This window comes from Streptomyces sp. WAC04114, from assembly GCF_019733245.1.
Lineage (GTDB): Bacteria > Actinomycetota > Actinomycetes > Streptomycetales > Streptomycetaceae > Streptomyces > Streptomyces massasporeus_A.
Window position 1 is genome coordinate 40862 of record NZ_JAIGQA010000012.1, and the last position, 26636, is coordinate 67497.

General features: G+C 71.8%; 25 protein-coding genes, 2 tRNA genes and 1 pseudogene. 23 read left to right on the forward strand and 5 right to left on the reverse strand.

The window, feature by feature from the left end:
- The first annotated feature begins 32 nt into the window (after window positions 1–32).
- The 3 genes from K4G64_RS06060 to K4G64_RS06070 all read left to right on the forward strand — a co-directional run bounded on the left by K4G64_RS06060 (window position 33) and on the right by K4G64_RS06070 (window position 3253).
- The gene (locus tag K4G64_RS06060; RefSeq protein ID WP_221754982.1) at window positions 33–1319 is read left to right on the forward strand and encodes a glutamate-5-semialdehyde dehydrogenase; all 1287 of its coding nucleotides are present in this window, start codon (window positions 33–35) and stop codon (window positions 1317–1319) included.
- Window positions 1320–1484: 165 nt separating this feature from the next.
- Window positions 1485–2087 (forward strand): hypothetical protein, encoded by a 603-nt coding sequence (locus tag K4G64_RS06065; RefSeq protein ID WP_221754983.1) that lies wholly within the window; start codon window positions 1485–1487, stop codon window positions 2085–2087.
- An 89-nt stretch (window positions 2088–2176) separates the two neighbouring features.
- Complete coding sequence (locus K4G64_RS06070) at window positions 2177–3253, forward strand: hypothetical protein (protein WP_221754984.1); 1077 nt, start codon at window positions 2177–2179, stop codon at window positions 3251–3253.
- 78 nt (window positions 3254–3331) lie between these two features.
- Here the strand turns inward: K4G64_RS06070 and K4G64_RS06075 are convergent, their stop codons facing one another.
- Entirely contained in the window at window positions 3332–4453 is a 1122-nt protein-coding gene (locus K4G64_RS06075) for a M48 family metallopeptidase (RefSeq protein ID WP_221754985.1), read from the reverse strand.
- Window positions 4454–4575: 122 nt separating this feature from the next.
- On the opposite strand from K4G64_RS06075, the gene K4G64_RS06080 reads away from it, so the two are divergent.
- From K4G64_RS06080 to K4G64_RS06125, 10 genes are all read left to right on the forward strand, one after another.
- On the forward strand, window positions 4576–4734 hold the full coding sequence (locus tag K4G64_RS06080) for a hypothetical protein (RefSeq protein ID WP_221754986.1): 159 nt from the start codon (window positions 4576–4578) through the stop codon (window positions 4732–4734).
- Window positions 4735–4922: 188 nt separating this feature from the next.
- Window positions 4923–5087, forward strand: a complete 165-nt coding sequence (locus tag K4G64_RS06085; protein WP_003990192.1) for a hypothetical protein — start codon at window positions 4923–4925, stop codon at window positions 5085–5087.
- An 85-nt stretch (window positions 5088–5172) separates the two neighbouring features.
- Complete coding sequence (nadD, locus tag K4G64_RS06090; RefSeq protein ID WP_221754987.1) at window positions 5173–5916, forward strand: nicotinate-nucleotide adenylyltransferase; 744 nt, start codon at window positions 5173–5175, stop codon at window positions 5914–5916.
- 16 nt (window positions 5917–5932) lie between these two features.
- The gene (locus tag K4G64_RS06095; protein WP_221754988.1) at window positions 5933–7651 is read left to right on the forward strand and encodes an LCP family protein; all 1719 of its coding nucleotides are present in this window, start codon (window positions 5933–5935) and stop codon (window positions 7649–7651) included.
- A 104-nt stretch (window positions 7652–7755) separates the two neighbouring features.
- Window positions 7756–8202 carry a ribosome silencing factor gene (gene rsfS / locus K4G64_RS06100; RefSeq protein WP_031108827.1) on the forward strand — a complete coding sequence of 149 codons (447 nt, stop codon included), beginning with the start codon at window positions 7756–7758 and terminating at the stop codon, window positions 8200–8202.
- A complete protein-coding gene (locus K4G64_RS06105; RefSeq protein WP_221755008.1) occupies window positions 8193–8867 on the forward strand; it encodes a histidine phosphatase family protein in 675 nt (224 codons plus the stop codon). Before rsfS ends, K4G64_RS06105 begins: the two co-directional genes overlap by 10 nt.
- A 98-nt stretch (window positions 8868–8965) precedes the next feature.
- Window positions 8966–9038 (forward strand) — tRNA-Ala (locus tag K4G64_RS06110).
- A 200-nt stretch (window positions 9039–9238) separates the two neighbouring features.
- The gene (locus tag K4G64_RS06115) at window positions 9239–9412 is read left to right on the forward strand and encodes a hypothetical protein (protein WP_221754989.1); all 174 of its coding nucleotides are present in this window, start codon (window positions 9239–9241) and stop codon (window positions 9410–9412) included.
- A 3-nt stretch (window positions 9413–9415) separates the two neighbouring features.
- Complete coding sequence (locus K4G64_RS06120) at window positions 9416–9649, forward strand: hypothetical protein (protein ID WP_006136074.1); 234 nt, start codon at window positions 9416–9418, stop codon at window positions 9647–9649.
- 97 nt (window positions 9650–9746) lie between these two features.
- Window positions 9747–9819: transfer RNA gene (locus K4G64_RS06125), tRNA-Ala, on the forward strand.
- A gap of 129 nt (window positions 9820–9948) precedes the next feature.
- Here the strand turns inward: K4G64_RS06125 and K4G64_RS06130 are convergent.
- Together K4G64_RS06130 and K4G64_RS06135 are read right to left on the reverse strand one after the other, a co-directional pair.
- Entirely contained in the window at window positions 9949–11559 is a 1611-nt protein-coding gene (locus K4G64_RS06130; protein ID WP_221754990.1) for an NADH-quinone oxidoreductase subunit NuoF family protein, read from the reverse strand.
- Window positions 11556–12824: a ferric reductase-like transmembrane domain-containing protein gene (locus K4G64_RS06135; protein WP_221754991.1), complete on the reverse strand. Its 1269-nt coding sequence runs from the start codon at window positions 12822–12824 to the stop codon at window positions 11556–11558. The genes K4G64_RS06130 and K4G64_RS06135 overlap by 4 nt, the downstream gene beginning before the upstream one ends.
- Window positions 12825–13292: 468 nt before the next feature.
- Between K4G64_RS06135 and leuS the strand changes: the two genes are divergently transcribed.
- The 9 genes and pseudogenes from leuS to holA all read left to right on the forward strand — a co-directional run bounded on the left by leuS (window position 13293) and on the right by holA (window position 24741).
- The gene (leuS, locus tag K4G64_RS06140) at window positions 13293–16172 is read left to right on the forward strand and encodes a leucine--tRNA ligase (protein WP_221754992.1); all 2880 of its coding nucleotides are present in this window, start codon (window positions 13293–13295) and stop codon (window positions 16170–16172) included.
- 197 nt (window positions 16173–16369) lie between these two features.
- Entirely contained in the window at window positions 16370–17197 is an 828-nt protein-coding gene (locus K4G64_RS06145; RefSeq protein WP_221754993.1) for a hypothetical protein, read from the forward strand.
- Window positions 17198–17269: 72 nt separating this feature from the next.
- The gene (locus K4G64_RS06150) at window positions 17270–18115 is read left to right on the forward strand and encodes a DegV family protein (RefSeq protein WP_221754994.1); all 846 of its coding nucleotides are present in this window, start codon (window positions 17270–17272) and stop codon (window positions 18113–18115) included.
- 119 nt (window positions 18116–18234) lie between these two features.
- Window positions 18235–19485 carry a ComEA family DNA-binding protein gene (locus K4G64_RS06155; protein ID WP_221754995.1) on the forward strand — a complete coding sequence of 417 codons (1251 nt, stop codon included), beginning with the start codon at window positions 18235–18237 and terminating at the stop codon, window positions 19483–19485.
- A complete protein-coding gene (locus K4G64_RS06160) occupies window positions 19482–22145 on the forward strand; it encodes a ComEC/Rec2 family competence protein (protein ID WP_221754996.1) in 2664 nt (887 codons plus the stop codon). The genes K4G64_RS06155 and K4G64_RS06160 overlap by 4 nt, the downstream gene beginning before the upstream one ends.
- Before the next feature lie 4 nt (window positions 22146–22149).
- Window positions 22150–22980, forward strand: a complete 831-nt coding sequence (locus K4G64_RS06165) for an arylamine N-acetyltransferase (protein WP_221754997.1) — start codon at window positions 22150–22152, stop codon at window positions 22978–22980.
- Window positions 22981–23055: 75 nt separating this feature from the next.
- Window positions 23056–23319 (forward strand): annotated as a pseudogene (locus K4G64_RS06170) (YceI family protein); the annotation flags it as partial.
- A 38-nt stretch (window positions 23320–23357) separates the two neighbouring features.
- A complete protein-coding gene (locus K4G64_RS06175) occupies window positions 23358–23603 on the forward strand; it encodes a hypothetical protein (RefSeq protein WP_037818960.1) in 246 nt (81 codons plus the stop codon).
- 148 nt (window positions 23604–23751) lie between these two features.
- Window positions 23752–24741, forward strand: a complete 990-nt coding sequence (gene holA / locus K4G64_RS06180; protein ID WP_190898619.1) for a DNA polymerase III subunit delta — start codon at window positions 23752–23754, stop codon at window positions 24739–24741.
- A gap of 341 nt (window positions 24742–25082) precedes the next feature.
- On the opposite strand, the gene K4G64_RS06185 is transcribed toward holA, so the two are convergent.
- Window positions 25083–25508, reverse strand: a complete 426-nt coding sequence (locus K4G64_RS06185; protein ID WP_221754998.1) for a VOC family protein — start codon at window positions 25506–25508, stop codon at window positions 25083–25085.
- Window positions 25509–25608: 100 nt separating this feature from the next.
- On the opposite strand from K4G64_RS06185, the gene K4G64_RS06190 reads away from it, so the two are divergent.
- Window positions 25609–26004 (forward strand): nuclear transport factor 2 family protein, encoded by a 396-nt coding sequence (locus K4G64_RS06190; protein ID WP_221754999.1) that lies wholly within the window; start codon window positions 25609–25611, stop codon window positions 26002–26004.
- Window positions 26005–26178: 174 nt separating this feature from the next.
- Here the strand turns inward: K4G64_RS06190 and rpsT are convergent, their stop codons facing one another.
- Entirely contained in the window at window positions 26179–26445 is a 267-nt protein-coding gene (gene rpsT / locus K4G64_RS06195) for a 30S ribosomal protein S20 (protein WP_031103817.1), read from the reverse strand.
- Between the last annotated feature and the right edge of the window lie 191 nt (window positions 26446–26636).

Here is a 26636-nt window from a genome sequence, read left to right on the forward strand (position 1 = left end):
AACCGAGCCGCCCGGCGCACTACGCTTCCCTCATGACCACGCTCTCTCCGTACGACTCCATGTCCCCGGTCACCGAGGCCGCCTACCGGGCCAAGGCCGCCGCCGCGACCCTCGCGCCGCTGCCCCGGGCCGAGAAGGACGACGCGCTGCTCGCCATCGCGGACGCGCTGGAGGTCCGTGCGAGCGAGATCGTCGAGGCCAACGCCAAGGACGTCGCCAAGGCCCGCGAGGCCGGCATCAGCGAGGGCATGATCGACCGGCTCACGCTCACCCCCGAGCGGATCCGCGCCATCGCCTCCGACGTGCGCGACGTCGCCGCCCTGCCCGACCCGGTCGGCGAGGTCGTCCGCGGCTCCACGCTGCCCAACGGCATCGACCTGCGCCAGGTCCGTGTGCCGCTCGGCGTCGTCGGCATCATCTACGAGGGCCGCCCGAACGTCACCGTCGACGCCGCCGCCCTCTGCCTGAAGTCCGGCAACGCGGTCCTGCTGCGCGGCTCCTCCTCGGCGTACCAGTCGAACACCGCCCTGGTGCGCGTCCTGCGCGACGCGGTCGGCGGGGCCGGACTGCCCGCCGACGCCATCCAGCTCGTCCCCGGCGAGAGCCGCGACAGCGTGCGCGAGCTGATGCGCGCCCGCGGCCTGGTCGACGTGCTGATCCCGCGCGGCGGCGCCTCCCTGATCAACACGGTCGTCCAGGAGTCCGTCGTCCCGGTCATCGAGACCGGCACCGGCAACTGCCACGTCTACGTCGACGCGCAGGCCGACCTCGACATGGCCGTCGAGATCCTGATCAACTCCAAGGCCCAGCGGGTCGGTGTCTGCAACGCGGCCGAGACCCTGCTGGTCCACCAGGACATCGCCGCCGCGTTCCTGCCCCGCGCCCTGGACGCCCTCGCGGAGGCCGGGGTCACCGTGCACGCCGACGAGCGCGTGCAGGCCTACGCCGCGGACTCCAAGGCCACCGTCGTCGAGGCGACGGCCGAGGACTGGGAGACCGAGTACCTGTCGTACGACATCGCCGCCGCGGTCGTGGACTCCCTGGACAAGGCCGTCGAGCACATCCGGCTGTGGACCTCCGGCCACACCGAGGCCATCGTCACGACCTCCCAGCAGGCCGCCCGCCGCTTCACCCAGCTGGTCGACTCCACCACCGTCGCCGTCAACGCCTCCACCCGTTTCACCGACGGCGGCCAGTTCGGCTTCGGCGCCGAGATCGGCATCTCCACGCAGAAGCTGCACGCCCGCGGCCCCATGGGCCTGCCGGAGCTGACCAGCACGAAGTACATCGTCACCGGCGACGGGCACGTACGGCGCTGACCCGCGCCTCCCGGCATGCGCGGTATGCGGGCCGCCGTATGACCGTGCGGGTCACCCGGATGGCGCAGACGCGCGCGACCGGAGTGCCCGGGCGGGCGCGCGCCGTCCGGGGCCCCGCGCGAGCCGTCTCAACCGGCGGATGAATTTCCGTACCGTCTGCCCAAATTGACCCCCCAGGTCTACTCTGGATTCGTGCCGGAGGACGTGGGGGGCACGCCGTTTCCGGACGGCCGGGAGCCCGACGACGACCACGACCGCGGGGTGTCGGACGAAGAGTTCGCCTCCGTGGTCTTCGACGAGGCCTTCGTACGCGCGGCCGTGGTGCACGAGCCGACAGCGGTGGAGCGCCTCCTGGCCGCGGCACAGGCGAGAGCCGAGGCCTCCGAGGCGGAGTCGCGCCGCGCCCACACCAGAGGCGAGCGCTTCGACGACCGGTACGGTCCGGACGGTCGCGGAGATTTCCGCCATGATCCCGACTTCGACGAGTTCGACGACGCCGATGTCGTCGAGGGCCACTACGGCAGCACCGGGCCGTACTCCAAACAGGTCCGCTGGCACCGCCCCGTCGCCTGGCTGCTCGCCCTCGTGATAGGCATCGGCATGGTCGCCCTGGCCTTCACGGCCGTCTACCGGGGCGCGTCCTCCAACCGGGACGAGCCCGCGCCACCACCCGCCTCCACCGGCCTGGAACAGGGCAGCGGAGCCGCCCCTTCGGCTTCCGCCGACTACTCCCAGCCGGCCGTCTCGGTGATCCCCCGCAGCCCCTGACCGGAACCCGCCCATCTTGGTGAGAACCTGTCAGAACTTGTGGAGCAGCCCGGCGTTTACCCGAGCTTCCGGAGACCTACCCTGAAGATATGGGCGGGCCTGGAAACCCACCTGAGGGGAGTCCCGAGGGCGCCCCCGGAGGTGGAGAGGACGAGTACCGATCCGTCGTCTTCGACGAGTCGTTCGTCCGTGCTGCCCGCCTCCAGGAGTTCTCCGCGCAGGAGCGCATCGCCGACCACGCGCCCGCCGTGCGACGTCGGCCGCCGCTGCGCCGGGGCCTGTCCCGGCAGGCCCTGGTCCTGGTCCTGCTGATCGCCGTCGCCTTCGGCACCGCGATCTACATGGGCGTACGGCACCCCTACCAGACCCCCGCCGCCCGGGAGCCCATCGAGCCCCTGCGGATGACGGTCATCCCGCTCGTCCCCGAGGGCAAGGTGCCCGGCACGGCCGACCTGGCGAACCTGTACGAGCACAGCCCCGCCGCACAGTTCCGCACCGGAGCGGAGGGCGTGCCGTTGCCCGCCTCGCGGCGCACCGCGCACTTCTCGGACAGCCAGGTCGTGAGCGCCCTGAGCACCGCCAAGGACTACATCGTGCGGTCGGCCCTCGACCCGGAGGTGCTCACGGGCGGAGAGGTCAGGGCCGTCCGCGTGCTGCTCGACCCCGACCAACTGGACCAGTTCGACCAGAGCTTCACCCGCCCCACCGCCGACGGCCGCCACGCGCCCACCGGCTGGCTGGTCCGCTTCGACCCCTCGCGCGCCGAGCTCGCCGACAACAAGGTCCGGGTCCAGGGCACGCTGCAGGCCGCCGAGGCCGGCGCGTCCACGCTCGAGGTCACGGCCGACCACACGTTCGTGTACGCGCTGCGGGCGACCGGGTCCGGCTCCGGTGGCGAGGACGAGGTGTCCCTGTTCACCCTCCGGCGTGAGCTGCACTTCCGCTTCGACCGCGACGACCTGCGGCTGCACCAGGCCCAGCTCGTCGTCTCCTACGTCCAGGCCGGCCCGCTCTCCTGCGCCGAGGACTCCACGAACCATCTCAGACCCCTCCTGGCCGGCCAGACGGCCAAGGAGGGCGGCCCCGCGGGCACCGACCCCTACGCCACGGGCAGCGCGACGGCGTTGTGCGGCACGCTGGCGACGAGCGCGCAGCCGAAGGTCTAAGGGGCCGTAGGCCTGGAGAGAGGCCTCAGGTCCGGAGTGAGGCCTCAGGTCCGGAATGAGGCCTCAGGTCCGGAGGGTCTAGCTGTCGTCGCGCGGCGGCCGGTCGTCCCCGGAGGAGTCCGACGGCCCCCGCTCCGACCCCTGGGGCGGCTTCGGGGAGGCGTTCGTGAAGCCACCGAAACCGCGGCGCACCCGGTCGCCCAGATCGCCGGCGCCGCCCGCGAGGTCGGTGACCAGCTTCATCAGCGGGTCCTTGGAGCTCTTCACATGGGTGCTGTAGTGGTTCGCCGACTCGCGCCAGGAGTCCCGGACCGAGGTGTCCTTGTCCTCGTCGCGCCGCGGGTAGTGACCGTCCATGATCCGCTGGTAGTCCCGCGACTCGGCCCACTTCTTCAGCTCGGCCGCGCGCACGGTGGTGAAGGGGTGGGAGCGGGGCAGCACGTTCAGGATCTTCAGCACCGAGTCGCGCAGATCACCGCCCGCCTCGTACTCCTCGGCCTGTGCGAGGAAGGCGTCCACGTTCATCTCGTGCAGGTGGTTGCCGCCCGCGATCTTCATCAGACCCCGCATGGAGGCCTGCAGATCCTGCCCGACCAGCAGCCCCGCGCGGTCCGCGGAGAGCTCCGACTTGCGGAACCACTCCCGCAGGCCGGTCACGATCGCCATGATCGCGAGGTTGCCCAGGGGGATCCAGGCGACCCGGACGGCGAGGCTGGTCAGGAACAGCAGGATCGTCCGGTAGACCGAGTGACCGGACAGCGCGTGCCCCACCTCGTGCCCGACGACCGCCCGCATCTCCTCCTCGTCGAGGAGCTCCACGAGGCCCGTCGTGACGACGATGATCGGCTCGTCCATTCCGATGCACATGGCGTTGGGCTGCGGGTCCTGGTTCACGTACATCGGCGGGACCTTCTCCAGGTCCAGGATGTAGCAGGCGTCCCGCAGCATCACGTTCAGATGGGCGAACTGCTGGTCCGAGACCCGCACCGAGTCGGACAGGAACAGCAGCCGCAGACTGCGCTCGGGCAGCAGGCCGCTGAGCGCCTTGAACACCGTGTCGAACCCGCTCAGCCTGCGCAGCGCCACCAGGGCGGAGCGGTCGGCCGGGTGCTCGTAGGTGCGCGAGGAGATCCCGGGGAAGCGCCTGCGCTGCCTGCTCGGCACGTGCTCGTGCCCGTTGTGCTCGTGGCCGTCGGACATGTCTTCCCCCAGCGTCTGTGTGACCTTTGCGGCCCCTTGTGCGGCCTTTTGCTTCCCCGAGGCAGAGCCCAGCCTAGGCGGAGTTACGGTGGTCGGGCAGTGCAGCGAAGGAGACCACCGTCATGGAGCACCATCCCGCATCCGCCTGGCTCGCCGGGGCCGCGAACGCCGCCGGGGGACAAGGGCCGGGGCTGCTGCGGATCGTGCTGATCGTGATGATCCTGGGCTGTGCGCTGACCGCGTGGTTCCTGCTGCGTGGTTACGGACGGAAGGACGACTGAGGCCACCCGAAGGTTCCCCGCCGGGTCCCGCGAAGGTACCTCGCCGGGTCCCCGGGGCCGGTCCAGGCGGCGGCACGGGTGGCCGCCCGGGGCACGAACAAGCGGAGTCGGGGTGATCGCGGAACGGGCGCCCGCTTACGATGAGCCGACGTCTTTAACCCGCCCTCACGCGATAGGTCCTGCCGAAGATGAGCTTCCACAGCACCGCTGCCCAGTTGGTCACCCTCGCCGCCGAGGGCGAAGAGCACGGCGGAAACCACGAGAGCCTCAGCCCCTACCTCACCGGTGGTGGCGCCCTCTTCATCCTGCTGCTCCTGCTGTGGATCACCACCCGCTTCAACCGCGACCGCTGAGACCGGCGGGGCATCCCGCCGAGGATGCCCGGGGGACCACGGGGGCGGCCGGAGCCCTCAGGCAGGGCCGGTAGGGTCTGCACGCATGGGAGAGCAGGACATGCCTACCGGTCCGGCGAACGAGACGCCGCACGACCCGGCACGGGACACGGCGAGCGGAACCGAGCGACACTCGGAGCCCCGCCGTGCCTCCGCGGTGGCCGGCCGGACCGCCGGCCCCGCAAAGAGCCCGTCGCGACCGGGCAAGCGCCGCCTCGGCGTCATGGGCGGCACCTTCGACCCGATCCACCACGGGCACCTGGTGGCGGCCAGTGAGGTCGCCGCGGCGTTCCACCTCGACGAGGTGGTCTTCGTGCCGACGGGCCAGCCCTGGCAGAAGACCCACCGCAGCGTCTCCCCGGCCGAGGACCGCTACCTGATGACGGTCATCGCGACCGCCGAGAACCCGCAGTTCTCCGTGAGCCGCATCGACATCGACCGCGGCGGCCCCACCTACACCGTGGACACCCTGCGCGACCTGCGGGCGCTCAACCCGGACACGGACCTGTTCTTCATCACCGGCGCCGACGCGCTCGCCCAGATCCTGACCTGGCGGGACAACGAGGAGCTGTTCTCCCTGGCGCACTTCATCGGGGCCACCCGGCCGGGCCACGACCTGGACGACTCCGGACTCCCGGAAGGCGGTGTGTCTCTCGTGGAGGTTCCGGCTCTGTCCATCTCCTCCACGGACTGCCGTGCGAGAGTCGCCAAGGGCGATCCCATCTGGTACCTGGTGCCGGACGGCGTCGTGCGCTATATCGACAAGCGCGAGCTGTACCGCGGCGAGTGAGCCGAGAGGGGCACCGGTGAACGACCGATACGACGCGGGGTCCGCGGGATACGGCGCCGACCAGTACGAGCTCGTCGGCTACGACGAGTACGGCCGGCCTGTCTACCGGCAGGTCCCGACGCAGCAGACCCAGCAGCAGACCTACGACCCGTACACCCAGCAGCACCAGCAGGGCTACGGCTACGACCCGTACGCGCAGCAGGGGCAGCAGTCCCCGCCCGCCTACGACTACGGCACCGGCGGGCAGCCCGCCCCCGACTACGGCTCCTACGACCCGTACGGCACCGCCACGCACCAGGGCGGCGCGCAGGGCGCCCCGCACGACCCCTACGGCCGGACCGCCGCCGGCACCACCGGCCGGCAGCCCCGGACCGCCGAACAGACCGCCCCGCAGACCGCCCACATCCCGCAGCAGGCCGGCCCCGACCACGACCGGCAGGACCGCGCCGAGCCGCATCGGGAGTACCACACCGAGCAGTTCGCCTTCGTCGAGGAACCGGACGCCAACTCCGAAGACGTCATCGACTGGCTGAAGTTCACCGAGAACCGCACCGAACGCCGCGAGGAGGCCCGGCGCCGGGCCCGCGGCCGGATCGTGGCCCTGGCGGTCGTCCTCGCCCTCGTCGTGGCCGGCGGCGTCGGCTACCTCTGGTACGCGGGGAAGCTGCCCGGTCTGTCCTCGGAGGACTCCAAGGCGGGCACGGCGACGGCCGCCGGGGCCCAGAAGCGCGACGTGATCGTCGTCCACCTGCACGACACCAAGGGCGGCGGCACCTCCACCGCCCTCCTCGTCGACAACACCACCACCGAGCGGGGCACCACCGTCCTGGTGCCCAACTCCCTCGCCCTGACCAGCGACGACGGCACCACGACGACGCTCGCCAAGTCGGTCGACGACGACGGCTCCGACGGCACCCGCGACGCGCTCGACACGGTCCTCGGCACCGACATCGAGGGCACCTGGCGTCTGGACACCCCCTACCTGCAGAACCTCGTCGACCTCGTCGGCAACATCGACGTCGACACGAACGCCGAGGTGCCCGACCCCGCCGCCAAGAAGAAGGGCGAGGCCCCGCTGGTCAACAAGGGCCGGGACCAGACCCTGAGCGGCAAGATGGCGGTCGCCTACGCCACCTACCGCGCCCCCGGCGAGGCCCAGAACGTCCAGCTGGAGCGCTTCGGGCAGGTCATGCAGGGTGTCCTGCGCAAGATGTCCTCCGATCCGCAGGCCGCGACGACGACCATCCAGACCCTCGCGCAGATCCTCGACCCGTCCCTCACCGACAAGGATCTCGGCACCTTCCTCGCCGGGCTCTCCGACCTCGCCAAGGGCGGCGACGTCAAGACCGACCTGCTGCCCGTGCAGAACGACGGCACGCTCAGCGCCCAGGCGAGCGCCCGGGTCGTCAAGAACGTCCTCGGCGGCACCGCCAAGAGCCCCGACAAGGACGCCGCCGTCAGCGTCTCGGTGCAGAACGCCACCGGCGTCAAGGACAACACCGAGAAGGCCCGCGTCGTGCTCCTCAACGGCGGCTTCACCTTCCTGGAGGGCGGCACCGGCACCGCCCTGGCCACCTCCCGGGTCGTCTACGCCGACGCCGCCGACAAGGCGAACGCCGCCGAGGTCGCCAAGACCCTCGGGCTGCCGGCGGGCTCCGTCACCAAGGGCAAGACCTCGGGGAGCTCGGACGTCTCCGTGGTCCTCGGCCAGGACTACGAGCCGTCCGCCGGCTAGTCGGCATCAGCCCGCTCCCCACGTGATCCCCGTAATCGCGTGGGGAGCGGGCGGCGGTCCGTGAGACCCTTGGTGTCAAGTGTCCGCCGACCGAAAGCCATGCAGTGACCGTGACCGACCGCTCTCACGAGCTGATCAACACCGCCGCCCAGGCGGCCGCCGACAAGCTGGCCCACGACATCGTCGCCTACGACGTCAGTGACGTGCTGTCCATCACGGACGCCTTCCTGCTGGCCTCGGCGCCCAACGACCGTCAGGTCAAGGCGATCGTCGACGAGATCGAGGAGCGCCTCTCCAAGGAACTCGGCGCCAAGCCGGTGCGCCGCGAGGGCGACCGCGAGGCCCGCTGGGTCCTGCTCGACTACGTCGACATCGTCGTCCACGTCCAGCACAGCGAGGAGCGCGTCTTCTACGCCCTGGAGCGGCTGTGGAAGGACTGCCCCGAGGTCGAGCTCCCCGAGGAGGCCAAGGCCACCCGCGGGAAGGCCGAGGAGCACGCCAAGCTGCGGGCGGCCGAGGAGGCGGCGGAGCTGGACGGTGACTGGCGGTGACCTCCTTCAGTGAGGCGTCCGCCCGGAAGGGCCGTGGCCGTCGCATCATTCTGTGGCGGCACGGCCAGACCTCGTGGAACGTGGAGCGCCGTTTCCAGGGCACCACCGACGTCGAGCTGACCGAGACCGGTCTCGGTCAGGCCCGCCGCGCCGCCCGGCTGCTCGCCTCCCTGAAGCCGGACGCGATGGTCGCCTCCGATCTCCGGCGCGCCGCGGCCACGGCCGCCGAGCTGGCCACGCTGACCGGTCTCGACGTCATCCACGACGAGGCGCTGCGCGAGACCTACGCGGGCGTCTGGCAGGGCCTGACGCACGAGGAGATCATCGCCCGGTACGGCGAGGAGTACGCCGCGTGGAAGCGCGGCGAGCCCGTCCGCCGCGGCGGCGGCGAACTGGAGACCGAGGTCGCCGACCGCGCCGCCCCCGTGGTGCTCCGGCACGCCGAGAAGCTCCCGGAGGACGGCACCCTCGTGGTGGTCAGCCACGGCGGCACGATCCGCACCACCATCGGCCGCCTGCTGGGTCTCGATCCCCATCACTGGGAGAGCCTCGGCGGACTCTCCAACTGCTGCTGGTCCGTGCTCGGCGAAGGCGCCCGCGGCTGGCGGCTGCTGGAGCACAACGCCGGCACCCTGCCGGAACCGGTGCTCGGCGACGACGACTGACCCCGGATTTCACTTTCCGGCAGGTCGCAGGCTAAAGTTCTTCTTGTTCGCCCCGCCGAGCGGGGCGAGACATCATGCGGTTCCGCCGCGTGGCACAAGGGGCTATAGCTCAGTTGGTAGAGCGCCTGCATGGCATGCAGGAGGTCAGGAGTTCAATTCTCCTTAGCTCCACGTCAAGATCCCGTTCCCACTCAGGGGGCGGGATTTTTCGTGCCCCGGCTTGAGTCACTCGGGCTCGCTGAGGCGTATACCTCTACGGCCCCGCCGGGTGCCGTGTCCGGACTGGTACTGAGGCGTCGCTGACCGTATTGGCCCGGCCGTGGCAGAATCAAACGGCCGGAAGGGGGCGCGGCCCGACGGGAGGAGTAGCGATGCCTGCGAGCATCCGCGAGGAGGTCGACCACCTCCTCGACGCAGCGTTCACACGGGAGATGTCCACCCGCCTCAGCTGCCCTTCCTGCGGTTCCGCGCACGTGGCCCAGATGCTCGGCGACAACGGCGGGATTTCCTACGTGTGCACGGCCTGCGGCCACAGCTGGAGCTGATCGATGGGTGCACACAGGCGGAAGTGCGACTGGTGCGGCAGCGGGACTCCGATCGTCCGCGACATGGAGCCGATCAATCCCGACTACCAGTACTGGTGCGAGGAATGCGCGCGGGCGCTGATCATAAAAGGCGACCCGATCGAGACGTACCGCGAGTTGGAGGGCGAGCCGATCTACGGCCGGCTTCTGGAGGAGCACTGCACGCTCAAGCGGTTCTACTCGTTCGTCACGGCATAACGGGCATTTCGGGCAAAGCGAAACCGATTTGGTGTTGGGCCTGATGGGCCAGTAATGTTGGCGTCGCCGCCGGGGGAACCCGGAGGAGCACTGGCAAGGGGCTATAGCTCAGTTGGTAGAGCGCCTGCATGGCATGCAGGAGGTCAGGAGTTCAATTCTCCTTAGCTCCACAGCAGATGAGAAGGCGGGCCATCCGATTCGGATGGCCCGCCTTCTTCGTGTGCGTGGTCCTGTGCGCGTAGCCCGGGTGCGCCCGGGTGTGCTCACGGCGGGCCCGTCGGGGCCCGCCGTGTCCGTGCTCAGCGGCCCAGAGCGCGGCGTCCGCGGCCCTGGGAGAGGACCGGGAGGTTGCGGGACGGCGCTCCCCGCTCGCTCGCCTCCTCGATGCGCAGCGCCAGTGCCGGGCAGCGACGCACCGCGCGTAGAGCCTTGGCCTCGGCGTACCGCGGGACCTGCGCCTGCGCCACGGTCGGGAAGCCGTCGGCGCCGAGCTGGAACACCTCGGGGAGGATGTCCGCGCACAGCCCGTGGCCCCGGCACAGCGTCCAGTCCACGTAGATCTTCTGGCGGCTGGGGCCGTTCTCCTCGGACTCTCCGCCGCCCGGGATGCCCGTGGGGGCCCTGCCCCCCTCGAAGAGCGGCAGAACGCCCTCCACGGGCCGTCCGCAGCCGTTGCCGAGGACATGGGCGGCCAGATCGTCCGTGAAGGCCTTGATGGTCGACTCGATGAACATCGCGGAGCCGTCCGGGTGCGAGCACGCGCCGCGCCGCTTCACGTTCTTGGCGACCTGCTTGAGGGCCTCCAGGGCGGCCGGCCCGCCGCCGTTGAGGATGTCCTCCAGGCCGCGCGCGGCGGCCGGCAGACCGAGGTAGCAGGGGCCGCACTGGCCCGCGCTCTCCTCGGCCAGCCACTGCGCCACCCGCAGCGACTCGCCCAGCGGGCAGGTGTCCTGAGTGATCGGCAGAATCGCGCCGGCGCCGAGCGCGCCGCCCACGGCGTCCAGGGAGTTGCGGGAGACGACCGCCTCGTTGACCGTCGCCGCGTCGATCCACTTGCCGTGGTAGCCGCCGGTGAGCACGCCCTGCGGCACCGGCGGCGCGCCGGCGAGCTGCAGGACGTAGCGCAGCGGCACGCCCGTCGGGACCTCGATCACCATGGGACGGGCGACCGCGCCGGAGACCGTGAGCATGACGGTGCCCGGCTCGTCGTACAGGCCGGTGTTGCCGTAGCGCTCCGGGCCGATGCGGGCGGCGATCGCGAGCTGGGCGAAGGTCTCGGCGTTGGACAGCAGCGTGGGTGCGCCGCCGACGCCGTTCTGCGAGGCGCTGACCTTGCGGCCGGGCGGGACGGCCGGGCCGCCGTCGATCGAGCGGATCAGCGACGCGGCGGCACCGGTGACCATGCGGACCGGGTTGCGCTGGACACGCGCGCGAAGCGCCGACCGGCGGCCGTTGCTGAGGCCGCGTTCGGCGAGGGCGGCCTCCATGGAGCGCTGAGTCGACTCACGGGTGACCCCCACCACGAGCGTGCGGGCACCCAGGGCCTCGGCGCACAGCAGTGCGCCGTCCAGGATCAGATGCGGGGCACGGTTGATCAGCACCGTGTCCTTGCGGCAGGCCGGTTCGTCCTCACTGCCGTTCACGACGACGACCGGCCGGACGCCGCGCTTGATCGCCGCGTCGGCGACCGAGCGCAGCTTCTTGTGGAAGGGGAAGCCCGCGCCGCCGCGGCCCTTCAGGTTGATGCGTTCGGCGAGTTGCGCGAGCTGCTCACCGCCCATCGGCTCGAGCGGCCCGTGCACCTTGAGGTGCATGGGCAGATCGAGCCGATCGACAAGGTCGAAGCCCGACGTGAGCTGGGGAAGACCGACCACGCGGACTTCGGGTACGTCGGGCAGGGCCTCGTTCACTTAAAGCCTCCGGAAGGCGTGTTCCAAGGTTCGCCCGATCCCGGTGCGTCGAAGTCGTAGGACGCACCGGGGTTTGTTTCATTGGCGGGACCGCTGTTGTACGTGTCGTTCGGGTAGTACGTGTCGTAGACCGCATTCGTCTCACCCGTGTCGTACACGTCACTCGATCCGTAGCCGGCGGCGCCTGGATTGCCATAGGCCGGGATGCTTTGTCCGGTGTCCTGAATGGGGTCGTAGGGCGGGATGTTGAAGCCTGTGTCCTGGAGCGGGTCGTAGGCCGACGGCGGGGCCTCGCCGACCGGTGGCGGGGACGGGATCGGCCAGCTGCCCGAGGTGCTGGACGGGCCGTCCACGGTCGGCATGGTCTCAGTGGGCTGCATGTCCAGCGGCAGTTGCATGCTGGTGGTCGGCCCGGGTGCGAAGGCCTGCCCGCCCTGGGGAGGGGCCGAGACGGCCCGGTAGGCGGCGGCGAAGCCGTTCGCCGGTTCTTTGGCCGCGGCGCGTTCCGCCTTCTCGTACAGCGGCCCGGAGGGGGACGCCGCGGCGCGTGCGGACGCTCCCCGGCCGCCCCCCTGGTCGCCGAGCGCGAACCCGCCCGCCGCCCGGGCGCGGCTCTCCTCCAGGTCCCTGCGGCCCTGGCCCTCACCGGGGCCGATCAGGGAGGCGATCTTGTCGGCGAACTTGCGCTTGACCGGGCGCGGAGCCGCGCGCAGGGCGAGGGCGCCGGCCACTCCGACCAGAGACAGGCAGTACAGGATGACGAAGATCGGCTTGGCCGAGCGACCCGCGTAGAGGCCGTGGACCAGGGCGGCGCACCAGGCCGGGTAGGCCAGCATGTGCATGGCCCGCCAGCGGGCCGCGACGGGTGCGGGGGACGCGAAGCGGTTGCGCAGCACACCGGTGATGCCCACGAAGATCATGAGCATGCCTGCCAGAGTCCCCAGGCCGATCAGGAACGACCTGCCCCCGACCAGCTCCTCGTCGGTGAACGCCAGCCCGAAGGGGATCACCGCGGCGATCCACGAGGTGTGGGCCAGTGCCAGCTTCACGCCGATGTGCACCAGCAGGAAGACGATCGAGGCGACGGCCGTGGTCCGGTGCACGGCCTGCGCCAGGATGCGTCGACGCGTGTCGAGGAGGACCCGGTCCTGGGCGATCAGGCCCCAGATCACCGAGCACGTCAGACACACGAGGGACAGCACGCCCGCACCGAAGTTGAGGAACTCGGCGAACGAGTCGTCTGCCGTGGAGTCGTAGGGGTTCACGACAAGCCTCCGCACATCCCGGCGACCCGGTGTAGGGAGGTGTTACTGCGATGAGGGTTCATGGGGGCACTCCGAGCGGTTCGGGAAAGCAGCGGTCCCGCTGCCGAACTCTAAGCGGAGCCATACCGATCAGTACGAGCTTTGAGTTATTGCGCTGTTATCAAAGGACAATGTGCTTGGTGTGATGTCCCTTACTGGCTGTTACGCGAAGTAACTCTTGACCTTGGTTCAGGTTTTCGGGCTCCGGGGCGGGCCCAGGAAGCGCGTCGCGGTGCGCTGAGGGCCTGCGGTACCCTAGCGCCATGCGTGCCGTACGCCTTCTGCTTAGCGGGCCGCGCTGATCAGTCCCGGCCACCGGACGAGTCGAGTGGCCGGCATCGGCGCGGCGTCCCCTCCTGTGTGAGGGGATTTTTCGTTTCTCGAACCAGACAGCCGCAGGCAGAGACGATCGATGGAGCTTTGAGGATCATGAGCGAGACGAACCCCGCCGTCACCTCCGAGGTGGCGGCGCCGCACCGCTACACGGCCGCCATGGCTGCCGAGATCGAGGCACGCTGGCAGGACTTCTGGGACGCCGACGGCACCTACGCCGCACCCAACCCCAAGGGCGACCTGGCCGGTGACCCGGAGATCGCCGCCCGGCCCAAGAAGTACATCATGGACATGTTCCCGTACCCCTCCGGTGCGGGCCTGCACGTCGGCCACCCCCTGGGCTACATCGCCACGGACGTCTTCGCGCGCTTCCAGCGGATGACCGGCCACAACGTCCTGCACACCCTGGGCTTCGACGCCTTCGGCCTGCCCGCCGAGCAGTACGCGGTGCAGACCGGCACGCACCCGCGCGTGTCCACCGAAGCCAACATGGAGAACATGAAGTCCCAGCTGCGCCGGCTGGGCCTGGGCCACGACAAGCGCCGGTCGTTCGCCACGATCGACCCGGACTACTACAAGTGGACCCAGTGGATCTTCCTGCAGATCTTCAACTCCTGGTACGACCACGACGCCCGCCGGGCCCGCCCGATCGCCGAGCTGGTCGCCGAGTTCGAGTCCGGTGAGCGTCCCGTACCGGGCCACACGCGCGCGTGGAGCGAGCTGAGCGCCGCCGAGAAGGCCGACGTCCTGGGCGAGTTCCGGCTGGCCTACGCCTCCGACGCGCCGGTCAACTGGTGCCCCGGACTGGGCACCGTGCTGGCCAACGAGGAGGTCACCGCCGAGGGCCGCTCCGAGCGCGGCAACTTCCCCGTCTTCAAGGCCAAGCTGCGCCAGTGGAACATGCGCATCACGGCCTACGCCGACCGCCTGCTGGACGACCTGACCGAGCTGGACTGGCCCGAGGCCATCAAGCTGCAGCAGCGCAACTGGATCGGCCGCTCCGAGGGCGCCCGCGTCGACTTCCCCATCGACGGCGAGCGCATCACGGTCTTCACCACCCGCCCCGACACCCTGTTCGGCGCCACCTACATGGTGCTGGCGCCCGAGCACCCGCTGGTCGAGAAGTTCACCCCGGCCGCCTGGCCGGAGGGCACCCACGAGGTGTGGACCGGCGGCCACGCGACCCCCGGCGAGGCCGTCGCCGCCTACCGCGCCCAGGCCGCCTCGAAGTCCGACGTGGAGCGCCAGGCCGAGGCCAAGGACAAGACCGGCGTCTTCATCGGCGCGTACGCCACCAACCCGGTCAACGGCGAGCAGGTCCCGGTCTTCATCGCCGACTACGTCCTGATGGGCTACGGCACCGGCGCGATCATGGCCGTCCCGGCCGGCGACCAGCGCGACTTCGAGTTCGCCCGCGCCTTCGAGCTGCCGATCCACTGCATCGTCGAGCCGACCGACGGCCGCGGCACGGACACCTCGACCTGGGAGAACGCCTTCTCGTCGTACGACGCGAAGATCATCAACTCCTCGAACGACGAGGTGAGCCTGGACGGCCTGGACGTCGCCGAGGCCAAGGCCCGCATCACCGAGTGGCTGGAGCGGTCCGGCGTCGGCGAGGGCACCGTCAACTTCCGGCTGCGCGACTGGCTGTTCAGCCGCCAGCGCTACTGGGGCGAGCCCTTCCCGATCGTCTACGACGAGGACGGCATCGCGCACGCCCTGCCCGAGTCGATGCTGCCCCTGGAACTGCCCGAGGTCGAGGACTACTCGCCGCGCACCTTCGACCCGGACGACGCCGACACGCAGCCCGAGACGCCGCTGTCACGCAACGAGGACTGGGTCAACGTCACGCTGGACCTGGGCGACGGACGTGGCCCGCGCCCGTACCGCCGCGAGACCAACACCATGCCCAACTGGGCCGGTTCCTGCTGGTACGAGCTGCGCTACCTGGACCCGCACAACTCCGAGAAGCTGGTCGACCCGGAGATCGAGCAGTACTGGATGGGCCCGCGCGAGGGACAGCCGCACGGCGGCGTCGACCTGTACGTCGGCGGCGCCGAGCACGCCGTGCTGCACCTGCTGTACGCGCGGTTCTGGTCCAAGGTCCTGTACGACCTGGGACACATCTCGTCCGCCGAGCCGTTCCACAAGCTGTTCAACCAGGGCATGATCCAGGCCTACGTCTACCGCGACAGCCGCGGCATCGCGGTGCCGGCCGCCGAGGTGGAGGAGCGCGACGGCGCGTACTACTACCAGGGCGAGAAGGTCTCCCGGCTGCTGGGCAAGATGGGCAAGTCCCTGAAGAACGCGGTCACTCCGGACGAGATCTGCGCCGAGTACGGGGCCGACACACTGCGCCTGTACGAGATGGCGATGGGCCCGCTGGACGTCTCCCGGCCGTGGGACACGCGCGCGGTGGTGGGGCAGTTCCGGCTGCTGCAGCGGCTGTGGCGCAACATCGTCGACGAGGCGACCGGCGAACCGACCGTCGTCGACGCCGAGACCGACGAAGAGACGCTGCGCGCCCTGCACAAGGCGATCGACGGGGTCCGCGGCGATCTGGAGGGCATGCGGTTCAACACCGCCATCGCCAAGGTCACCGAGCTGAACAACCACCTGACCAAGGTGGGCGGGGCCGTGACCCGGCCGGTCGCCGAGGCCCTGGTGCTGATGGCCGCGCCGCTGGCCCCGCACATCGCCGAGGAGCTGTGGCGCAAGCTGGGCCACACCGACTCGGTGGTCCACCAGGACTTCCCGGTGGCCGACCCGGCGTACGTCGTCGACGAGACCGTGACCTGTGTCGTGCAGGTCAAGGGCAAGGTCAAGGCGCGGCTGGAGGTCTCGCCGTCGATCTCCGACGACGAGCTGGAGAAGGTCGCGCTGGCCGACGAGAAGGTCGTGGCCGCGCTGGGCGGTGCCGGGATCCGGAAGGTGATCGTGCGCGCGCCGAAGCTGGTGAACATCGTTCCGGCGTAGCCGCCGGGCGTACGGCCGCTCTCGGGGGTGGGCCGCCCATGGGCTGGACCGTTCTCGGTTCCGCTCGGGGGCCGGATCCCTCTCGGGGTGGTCCCCTACGGGCAGGTTCGGGGTTTTTCTGGAACTCCGGACCTGCCCGTTGCGTTTACCGTTGAAGAGCGACGCAAGGCGCCGCGACGTCCTGAGGAGGAGCCCTTGTGGAAGCAGTGATCGCAGTCTTCGCCCTGCTCTTCGTGCTCATTCTCGGGCTCGGGGCGTACGCCACGGTGAAGGTGGTCGGCGCCGCCAAGCGCGGCGTGGACCGCGGCATCACCCAGGCCCGCCGCACGGTCGAGGACCACACACTGCGCGCCAAGTCCTTCGCCCAGCCCGGCGCCGCGGGCGAACTCGCCCAGCTCCGGCTGAAGCTGCGCACCTCGATGCGGGCCACGCAGGACGCGCTGCAGGCGGCCGTCGCCGAGGACGAGTCCCTGAAGGAGTCCCTCGGCCTCTTCGAGCGGCTCAGTGCGCACGGGCACGAGCTGGACGGCGAGCTGAGGCGCCTGGAGTCCGAGCCGGACCGCACCGCGCTCCGCGAGCGGCTGCCCGGGCTGCGCGAGCGCACCGAACAGATCACGCACTCGGCGGATTCGCTGCGCTGGGCGGCCCGCGACCGGGCCCGGCGCTTCGCGGACGACGACCTGGACTCGCTCAGCGCCCAGATCGACCTGGAGTCCGGGGCCCTGCGGCACTGGACGGCACCGGAGCCGCAGCCCGCCTCCTCGCCGCAGTCCGCCGCCTCCGGGCAGTCCGCCGCCTCCGGGCAGCACACGTCCTCCTCGCGGCCGGGCTCGTCGCCGCAGTCCGCCGCGCCGCCGCCCTGGCCCGAGGCACCCCCCGCCGAGGCCACCACGGTGGGGCAGACCTGGCCGGACACCGAGCAGTCGAGCCCCGAGCAGGAGCCGGCGCGGCCCGCCATCACGCCGCCCGCGGCGCGCCCGACCTACCCCTGGCAGAAGAAGCCCCGCCCCGAGAGCACCACTTGATCCGGCCAGCGGCCCCGCAGGGCGCGGGGGTCGGGCTGCCGCACGGACGCTACGGCAGGTAACCTCCAGCTCATGTCCCGCCATGTCGCGATCGTCACCGATTCAACGGCCTACCTGCCGCCCCGGGCGATGGAGCGTCACGGCATCACCGCGGTGCCTCTGACCGTGGTCCTCGGCGACCGGGCGCTGGAGGAGGGCACCGAGATCTCGACCCGCGCCCTCGCCCAGGCTTTGCAGAAGCGGCGCCCCGTGACGACCTCGCGGCCCGGTCCCGCGGTCTTCGAGGAGACCTACCGCAAGGTCGCCGAGTCCGGCGCCACCGCCATCGTCTCCCTCCACCTCTCCGCCGAGCTCTCCGGGACCTACGACGCGGCCGTCGTGGCCGCACGGCAGGCGCCGGTGCCGGTGCGGGTGGTGGACACGGGCATGATCGCGATGGCGCTCGGGTTCTGCGCGCTTGCCGCTGCGGAGGCCGCGGAATCGGGCGGGACGGTCGACGAGGCCGTCGCGGCCGCCGAGAAGAGAGCCGCGGGCACCTCCGCCCACTTCTACGTCGACACCCTCGACTACCTGCGGCGCGGCGGGCGTATCGGTGCCGCGCAGGCCCTGCTGGGCTCGGCGCTCGCGGTGAAGCCGCTGCTGCAACTGACCGACGGCCGTATCGAGCCGCTGGAGAAGGTGCGGACCGCGTCCAAGGCGATCGCCCGCCTCGAGGAGATCGCGGCCGACCGCGCGGGCAGCGCACAGGTGGATGTCGCCGTCCATCATCTCGCCGCCCCGGACCGGGCGTCGGCCCTCGCCGACCGGCTGCGGACGCGGGTGTCCGGGCTGGCCGATCTCCATGTCAGCGAGGTCGGAGCGGTGATCGGGGCGCATACGGGACCCGGGCTGCTGGGGGTCGTGGTTTCGCCCCGGTGAACGTTGCTGTGGGGCTTCGGTCGCCCGTGTGAGCGACGGAGTTATCCACAACCAGGGGATTGTCCCCGGGAATTGACCAAGATCATCGCGGGGTGGCCGAAGTGGCCGATCCTCGTCGCATGGCACTTCGATCACGTTCACGCACAGCGACCGCGACCAGTGGGCCGGGCCGTCATCCGGCGTCCGACGGGCGCGTCCGTCATCACCGACGCCCGCCTGTCGCGCGCGGGCGGGCCCAGCAGCGTCATGCCTCCGCTGAGGAACTGCGGCGGCGCGCGGTGGTGTTGTTCGGCGGGCTTGCAGAGCACGCAGGGCTTGCAGAGCACGCAGGGCATGCGGGGCCGGCAGAGCGCGTAAGGCATGGAAGGCATGCAGGGCGGCCGGAGCGCCCAGGGCCTGGTGGGCCTCCTGGGTGGGCCGAGCCGGTCGAACCGGCCGGGGAGCGGCGGGAGTCGGGGCAGGGGCCGCCGGGGTCCGTCGGCCTCGACGGGACTCCGCGAGGGCTTGGCGGACGCGCGGCGGTCGCGGAATCCATGGGTGGTCTCCCTGACCTGGAGGCGGAACCCATGGGCGGTCTCCGGGGCGAGGACGTCCGCGCGGGTGGGGGAGCCTGGCGGGAGCGGGCCGGGTCGGCGCTGCGGGAGCGCATGCCGCTGTGGTTGCAGGCCAGGTGCGGTCTGGAGCGACGGAGCGTGCTGGCGCTGACGGTGGTGCTCGTCGTCGCCGCGGCCTTCGCCGTGCAGCACTTCTGGGCAGGCCGGACCCAGCCCGTGCGACCGCCGGAGGTGGTGCGGGCGGCAGTGCCGTACGGGGAGGGGCAGGAGAGCGGGCAGGCCGGAGGGAAGGACGGCCCTGGCGCTGCGAGGGTGCCTGCCGGTGCCGCCTCGGGGGCCTCCGCCGGGTCCGTGAAAGCGGGGGCGCCCGAGATCGTCGTGGATGTGGGCGGCAAGGTGCGCGAACCGGGGATCCACCGGCTGCCGGCCGGCTCGCAGGTCGCTGACGCGCTGCACGCGGCGGGCGGGGTGAAACCCGGCACGGACACCGACGGGCTCAACCGCGCCCGGTTCCTCGTCGACGGCGAGCAGGTGATCGTGGGCGGACCGGCTCCCGCCCCGGCTCCCGGGGCGGGCGGTGGTACGGCTTCCGGCGGCCCGGCGGGTGGGGCAGCCGCGCCGGCCGCCCCCGTCTCCCTCAACACGGCCACCGCGGACCAGCTCGACACCCTGCCGGGTGTCGGTCCGGTGCTGGCGCAGCACATCATCGACTACCGCACGCAGCACGGCGGTTTCCGCTCCGTGGACGAGCTGCGCGAGGTGAACGGCATCGGCGACCGCCGCTTCGCCGACCTGCGCGACCTCGTACGGCCATGAGGAACCGCCTCCCCGGCCCGCCGGCGCGGCAGGACGAGGACGCGCCCGGGCTCCGTCCGACCCGGTCACCCGTGCACGCCTCCTCCGGCACCCGTCTAGGCACCGCCCGGCCACGCCAGGAGGGCCCGACGGACCTGCGGCTCGTACCACCCGCCCTCGCTGCCTGGGGCACGGCGGCGCTGGTGCTCGACGCGTCTGCGGCGTGGGTGTACGGCCTCGTGATCGGCTGCCTGGTGGCCGTCGGCCTGCTGCCGATGGCCCGGCGAGACCGGCGGGCCCGGCCAGTCCGGCAGGCGCCGGTGGCGTCCTGGCCGCGCGCCTCCGCCGCCGCCCTGCTGCTGTGCGTCGCGGCAGCCGCCGCCTCGGCCGGGCTGCACGGAGCGGATGTGCGCCGGGGGCCCGTGCCCGGCCTGGCGCGGGAGTACGCGACGGTGACGGCCGAGGTCGAGCTCACATCCGACCCGCGGCTCACCCGGCCGAAGGTCCGGGACGATCACGTGGCTCCGACGGCCGTGCTGATCGACGCCGATGTACTGCGCGTCCAGACGGCGGGTGGCACGGCGGTGACGACACGGGCGCCGGTGCTGGTGATCGTGGACGTGGACACGGCGTCGCCCCGCCGGGTCACCGGCGGGCGGGGGCGGTCGGCTTGGCTCGGCCTGCTGCCGTCGACGCGGCTGCGGGTCGGTGCGCGGCTGGCGCCCGCGATGACGGGCGGCGACCGGATCGCGGCCGTGCTGCGGGTGCGGGACCAGGGCGAACCGGAGGTGGTGGGCGAGCCCTCGGGGCCGCAGCGGCTCGCCGGGCGGCTGCGCGCCGGGCTGCGGGAGGCGACCGACGGGCTGCCGGCGGACCCCCGGGCGCTGCTGCCCGGCCTGGTGGTCGGGGACACCTCGCGGGTCACTCCGGAGCTGGAGGAGGCGTTCAAGGAGACCGACCTCACGCACACGCTGGCCGTGTCCGGGGCCAACTTCACGATCCTCCTCGCGCTGCTGCTCGGCCCGCCGGGCCTGGCGCAGCACGTCGAGCGGCGGGGTCTCGCGCCCCGGCTCGGCATCTCGCTGCGCGGGACGGCGGTGCTCGGGGGCGTGCTCTCGCTCGGGTTCGTCATCGTGTGCCGGCCGGATCCGAGCGTGGTGCGCGCCGCGGCCTGCGGAGCCGTGGCGCTGCTCGCCCTGGCGACCGGCCGCCGGAGGTCGATGATCCCGGCGCTGGCGACGGCGGTCCTGCTGCTGGTGCTGTACGACCCGTGGCTGGCGCGGAGTTACGGCTTCCTGCTGTCCGTCGTGGCGACCGGTGCTCTGCTCACGCTCGCGCCGCGCTGGAGCGCCGGACTCCGTCGGCGCGGGGTACCGCCGCGACTGGCCGAGGCACTGGGCGCCGCAGCGGCCGCGCAAGCCCTGTGCGCGCCCATCGTCGCCGTGCTGTCGGCGCGGGTGAGTCTGGTCGCGGTGCCCTGCAATCTGCTCGCGGAGTTCGCGATCGCCCCGGCGACCGTGCTGGGGTTCGCGGCGCTGGCCACGGCGCCGGTGGCGATGCCGGTGGCCGAGGCCCTCGCGTGGTGCGCGCACTGGCCCGCCGGATGGATCGCGCGGATCGCCCGGACCGGGGCGGCGCTGCCGGGCGGGGGAGTGGACTGGCCGGGCAGTTGGGCGGGCGCGGCGCTGCTCCTGGCCGCGACCCTGGCCGTGGTGCTCGTCGGACGGCGGCTGCTCGGGCACCCCTGGTGGTGCGCGGCCTGTGGACTGCTGCTGGCGCTGGCGGTGGTACAGCCGCCGCCGTTGACCCGGGCGGTCACGGGCTGGCCGCCGCCGGGCTGGCGGCTGGTGATGTGTGACGTGGGGCAGGGCGACGCCCTGGTGCTCGCGGCGGGCGAGGGGACCGGTGTGGTGGTGGACGCCGGGCCCGACCCGCGGCTCGTCGACCACTGTCTGCGCTCACTGGGCATCAGCAGGATCCCGCTGGTCGTGCTCACCCATTTCCACGCCGATCACGTGGCCGGCCTGCCCGGGGTGCTGCGTGGCCGGGCCGTGGGCGCGATCGAGACGACGGGGTTCGAAGAGCCCGCCGACCAGGCCGCGTTCGTGCGGAGGCTCGCGGCGGCGCGGCGGATCCCCGTGACGCGGGCGGCGGTCGGGGAGCAGCGGCGCACGGGGGAGTTGTCCTGGCAGGTGGTGTGGCCGCCCCCGAGCCCGCCGCCGGGCCCTCCTCCGAACCCGCCGCCGGACCCCCCTCCGTGGACACCGCCGGGGACGCTGCCAGGAGTCCTACCGTTCCATCCGCCGGTGCCGGAGGGGCCGAACGACGCCAGCGTCGCCATGCTGGTGCGCACGGCCGGACTGCGCCTGCTGCTCCTCGGAGACCTGGAGCCCCCGGCGCAGCGGGCGCTGGCGAGATCACCCGCGGCCGAGGCGCTGGAGGGTGTGGACGTGCTGAAGGTCGCCCACCACGGCTCGGCCTACCAGGACCCGGGGCTCATACGCCGGGCGGCCCCGAGGCTGGCCCTCATCTCCTGCGGCGAGCACAACTCGTACGGGCACCCGGCGCCCGGCACGGTCGCGGCGCTGCGCGCCGGGGGAGCGGCGGTGCTGCGGACGGACCGGGACGGCGCGCTCGCGGTCGCGGGAGGGGGCGGAGAGCTGAGGGTGGCGCGAGACTGAGGGCATGAACTCAGCACAGGTTGATGCCTATCTCCGCCGACTGGGAGCCGAGCCCCCGGCGTGGCCCACCGTCGACGCGCTGCGCGAACTGCACCTGCGTCACCTGCGGACCGTGCCGTTCGAGAATCTCTCGATCCATCTGGGCGAGGAGATCGTGCTGGAGGAGAAGCGCCTGCTGGACAAGGTGGTGGGCGCGCGGAGGGGAGGGTTCTGCTACGAACTCAACGGCTCCTTCGGGGCGTTGCTCGCGGCGCTGGGATACGACGTGGCGTTGCTGGCGGCGCGGGTGTACGGGGAGGAGGGGCGGCTCGGGATCCCGTACGACCATCTCGCTCTGCGGGTACGGACGGTGGACGGGGGCGACTGGCTGGCCGATGTCGGGTTCGGGGCGCACAGCCACCTTCCGCTGGCGTTCGGGGACCGGGGTGAGCAGAAGGACCCCGGGGGCACGTTCCGGATCGTCGAGGCGGGGCCGGACGCGGCCGGGGTGCGCGGCGGGCACGGCACGGTGGAGGCGGCGGACCTGGACGTCTTCCGGGACGGCAGAGCGCAGTACCGCCTGGAGACGCGGCCGCGGGTGCTCGGTGACTTCGTGGCCGGGGCGTGGTGGCACAGCACGTCGTCGGTGTCGCATTTCACGCGGTCGCTGGTCTGTTCGCGGGTGACGGAGGAAGGAGGGCGGATCACGCTCAGCGGGCGCAAACTCACGGTGACGGCGGCCGACGGGACGCGGGAGGAGCGGGAGCTGGAGGCGGACGAGGAGATCCTCGCGGTGTACCGGGAGCGGTTCGGGATCGAGCTCGACAAGGTGCCGGCGCTGCGAAATCCCGCGTAGAGGTCCATTCCGCCCACACGGGGCTACTGGCCCGGATCCACGGGCGGTTCAAGTCGTTCGCGGGGGCCATAGGTGTTCGTGCACAAGGGCGGGAACCGGTGGGCCGTCACCGGGGCGCTGTCGCTGCACGGCGTGGCGCGGACGGTCACGCCGGACACGGAGTACCCGGGGCCGGGCAACGGCATGGAGGGCGAGGTGCGGGCGGCCTGCCGGGCCACGACCGAGCTGCACCGGGACGACTTCACCGTGAGCCGGCAGACCATGCCGGCGCGCGGTATCGCGGTGGTGGGGCCGAGCATCAGGGTCGACCTCGATGTGCAGGTCGTTCGCAAGGGCTGAGCGGCCGGGCCGCGGGGCGGTGTCGGACAATGTCCGGCGTGAGTGATGTGCGACATGTGCTGGTGCTGCCCGACCGTGACGCCGCGGAAGAGGTGGTGGAGGCGCTGCGGGAGCGGTTCGGGGTCGTCGAGGAGCCGCAGCTGGTGCGGGACGCGCTGGCCGGCGAGGACGACGCCGAGGACGCCCAGTGGCTGGTCGTCCTGCGGGACGAGGACGAGCGGCTGGATCCCGCGGAGCTGGACGGGCTGGCCCACGAGTGGGAGGGCTGGCGGGAGGAGCCGTAGCGGCTCCCCGGTTCCGCGTGCGCGCACGGCCTGGTCTGCGCGCCCGGCCTGGTCCGTGACGCCGTGGCCCGGTCCGTAGGGCCATGGCCCGGTCCGTGGCCCGGTCCGTCGGGAACCGTTGTCAGTGGCGCGTGGGATGCTTGGCGCGATGGCCAGGAAGACTGCGAATGACGACCCCCTCGCCCCGGTGACGCTCGCCGTGGGCCAGGAAGACCTGCTCCTCGACCGTGCCGTGCAGGAGGTGGTGGCCGCCGCGAAGGCCGCCGACGCCGACACGGACGTACGGGACCTCACCCCGGACCAGTTGCAGCCCGGCACGCTCGCCGAGCTGACGAGCCCGTCGCTCTTCGCGGAGCGCAAGGTCGTGGTCGTACGCAACGCGCAGGATCTGTCGGCCGACACGATCAAGGACGTGAAGGCGTACCTCGGGGCCCCGGCCGAGGAGATCACGCTGGTGCTGCTGCATGCCGGCGGGGCCAAGGGCAAGGGGCTGCTCGACGCCGCGCGCAAGGCCGGGGCGCGTGAGGTGGCCTGCCCGAAGATGACGAAGCCTGCGGACCGGCTGGCGTTCGTGCGGGGCGAGTTCAGGGCGACGGGCAGATCCGCCACGCCGGAGGCGTGCCAGACGCTCGTCGACGCGATCGGCAGCGATCTGCGGGAGCTGGCCTCGGCGGTGTCGCAGCTGGTCGCGGACGTCGAGGGGACGATCGACGAGGCGGTCGTCGGGCGGTACTACACCGGGCGGGCCGAGGCGTCGAGCTTCACCGTCGCCGACCGGGCGGTCGAAGGGCGGGCGGCGGAGGCCCTGGAGGCGCTGCGCTGGTCGCTGGCGACCGGGGTCGCGCCGGTGCTGATCACGAGCGCGCTCGCACAGGGCGTCCGGGCGATCGGCAAGCTCTCCTCGGCCCGCGGGGGACGCCCGGCCGACCTCGCGCGGGAGCTGGGCATGCCGCCGTGGAAGATCGACCGGGTGCGGCAGCAGATGCGCGGCTGGACTCCGGACGGGGTGTCGATCGCGCTGCGCGCCGTGGCCGAGGCGGACGCGGGCGTGAAGGGCGGCGGCGACGACCCCGAGTACGCGCTGGAGAAGGCGGTGGTCACCATTGCCAGGGCGGCCCGCTCCAGGGGACGCGGCTAGCGGGACCCGGGCCGATGGGGACAGGCCTCGGCGACCTTCCTCCAGGGCCGTCCCCGTACGGCTCGCTCCACGGAGCGCCACAACTGGCCGGGCCGCAGGGCTCGCTTCAGAGGGCTGCCCTCGCATCGGGTACGTCAGGTACGGCTCGCTTCAGGGACCACCCCCCCTCGCGATGGCTCGCCCGATGCGGAGTCCTCCAGCGACCGCCCCTCGCGATGGCTCGCCCGATGCGGACTCCTCCAGCGACCGCCCCCGGCGATGGCTCGCCCGATGCGGAGCCCTCCAGGGACCGCCCCCGGCGATGGCCCGCCCGATGCGGAGCCCTCCAGCGACCGCCCGCCTCAGAACACCGGCTCCCCCATCCCCAGCAGGTTCCCCTCGCTGTCGTGGAACCAGGCGCCGCGTTCGCCCCGGGCGCCCTTGCTCGGGTAGTTGCCCTCGACCTCGGCGATCCCGTCCCGGGTGCGGAAGCCGGGGGCGTCGACCTCCTCGAAGGCCACGCCGCGCCGCTTCAGCTCGGCGACCGCCGCCTCGATGTCCTCGACCTCCAGCGCCATCTGCGTGAAGGTGCCGGGCGAGGCCCCCGTGGAGAGGAACAGCACGAACTCCGCGCCGCCGCAGCGGTAGAGGAGACCGCCGGGGCGTTCGTCCACGGGGTCCAGACCGAGTTTCTCCGAGTAGAAGCGCCGCGCCCGCTCCAGGTCCTGGGCCGGGAGCCGGGTCGCCGCGCGGACCAGGGCCGGTGCGCTCGTGTCGTCTGCGTCCATCTCTCCACTGTGCCGTGATCGAGTCGCCCTCCTCCTGCCGAAGAGGAGAATCGGGTGTATCAGCCGTACGTCGCCGAGTGATGGAGAGGTGGCGAGGGACATGGCTGAACACCCGCACGCAGCACTGGTCCGTAAGGGATTCGAGGCCTTCTCGCGCGGTGACATGGACACCCTGCGCGGATTGATGGCGGGGGACGCAACCCACCACGTGCCCGGTGATCACCCGTTGTCGGGCGACTTCAAAGGGGTGGACTCGATCATCGAGATGTACGAACGGCTCGGTGCGGAGACGAACGGGACGATGCGCGCCGACCTGATCGGCATCGCTGTCGACGGCCGCGGTCACGCGGTGGGCATGACCCGCTTCAGGGCCGAGCGCAACGGCAAGAGCCTCGACGACACCGGCTGCATCGTCTTCCGGATCGTCGGCGACAAGGTCACCGACCTCGACGAGTGCGTCGAGGACATCGACAAGAACAACGAGTTCTGGTCCTGAACAGGCCGAAGGCCCCGCCGGCCGCCCTGGGGAAGGGCGGCAGGCGGGGCCTTCGGTTCAAGCTGCGGGATCCGCGCCCGCGTGGCGAACGCAGGCCGCGCGCGGATCCGGGGGTGCCGGACGGGAGCGGATGAGAGAGGGCCCGCTCGATTCCCTCCGGCGTCACATCAGATGTCAGCCCTTGAGCGCGTCGACCTTCTGAGCCAGCGCAGACTTCTTGTTGGCAGCCTGGTTCTTGTGGATGACGCCCTTGGAGACGGCCTTGTCGAGGTGACGCGCGGCGAGGCGCTGGTACTCGGTGGCCTTCTCGACGTCACCCGCGGCAGCAGCCTCACGGGCCTTGCGGATCGCGGTCTTGAGGGAGGACTTGACGGCCTTGTTGCGCAGCCGAGCCTTCTCGTTGGTCTTGATCCGCTTGATCTGGGACTTGATGTTCGCCACGAATGAGCCTTCTCAGGTTCTGGCACGAGGCCGCACGGACACCGCACGATTCCCGCACCGGGTGATTTCTTGAGGTCGTGCCTCCTGCGAGAGGGCATGAGGCACAGCCACCCAGGCTACCAGCGGCCCCTTCCGCGGCCCAAACCCGTCCGTGGTCCCCACCCGTGGGACCATGGAGGCTACGTATCGAT

What these genes read in the sequence shown, in the direction of transcription:
- K4G64_RS06075 (WP_221754985.1), bottom strand. Translation starts at nt 4,453, where the DNA reads ATGTCCGACGGCCACGAGCACAACGGGCACGAGCACGTGCCGAGCAGG.
- holA (WP_190898619.1), top strand. Translation starts at nt 23,752, where the DNA reads ATGGCCAGGAAGACTGCGAATGACGACCCCCTCGCCCCGGTGACGCTC.
- K4G64_RS06060 (WP_221754982.1), top strand. Translation starts at nt 33, where the DNA reads ATGACCACGCTCTCTCCGTACGACTCCATGTCCCCGGTCACCGAGGCC.
- K4G64_RS06080 (WP_221754986.1), top strand. Translation starts at nt 4,576, where the DNA reads ATGGAGCACCATCCCGCATCCGCCTGGCTCGCCGGGGCCGCGAACGCC.
- K4G64_RS06190 (WP_221754999.1), top strand. Translation starts at nt 25,609, where the DNA reads ATGGCTGAACACCCGCACGCAGCACTGGTCCGTAAGGGATTCGAGGCC.
- K4G64_RS06185 (WP_221754998.1), bottom strand. Translation starts at nt 25,508, where the DNA reads ATGGACGCAGACGACACGAGCGCACCGGCCCTGGTCCGCGCGGCGACC.
- nadD (WP_221754987.1), top strand. Translation starts at nt 5,173, where the DNA reads ATGGGAGAGCAGGACATGCCTACCGGTCCGGCGAACGAGACGCCGCAC.
- K4G64_RS06160 (WP_221754996.1), top strand. Translation starts at nt 19,482, where the DNA reads ATGAGGAACCGCCTCCCCGGCCCGCCGGCGCGGCAGGACGAGGACGCG.
- K4G64_RS06085 (WP_003990192.1), top strand. Translation starts at nt 4,923, where the DNA reads ATGAGCTTCCACAGCACCGCTGCCCAGTTGGTCACCCTCGCCGCCGAG.
- K4G64_RS06070 (WP_221754984.1), top strand. Translation starts at nt 2,177, where the DNA reads ATGGGCGGGCCTGGAAACCCACCTGAGGGGAGTCCCGAGGGCGCCCCC.
- K4G64_RS06115 (WP_221754989.1), top strand. Translation starts at nt 9,239, where the DNA reads ATGCCTGCGAGCATCCGCGAGGAGGTCGACCACCTCCTCGACGCAGCG.
- K4G64_RS06155 (WP_221754995.1), top strand. Translation starts at nt 18,235, where the DNA reads ATGGCACTTCGATCACGTTCACGCACAGCGACCGCGACCAGTGGGCCG.
- K4G64_RS06165 (WP_221754997.1), top strand. Translation starts at nt 22,150, where the DNA reads ATGAACTCAGCACAGGTTGATGCCTATCTCCGCCGACTGGGAGCCGAG.
- K4G64_RS06120 (WP_006136074.1), top strand. Translation starts at nt 9,416, where the DNA reads ATGGGTGCACACAGGCGGAAGTGCGACTGGTGCGGCAGCGGGACTCCG.
- K4G64_RS06150 (WP_221754994.1), top strand. Translation starts at nt 17,270, where the DNA reads ATGTCCCGCCATGTCGCGATCGTCACCGATTCAACGGCCTACCTGCCG.
- leuS (WP_221754992.1), top strand. Translation starts at nt 13,293, where the DNA reads ATGAGCGAGACGAACCCCGCCGTCACCTCCGAGGTGGCGGCGCCGCAC.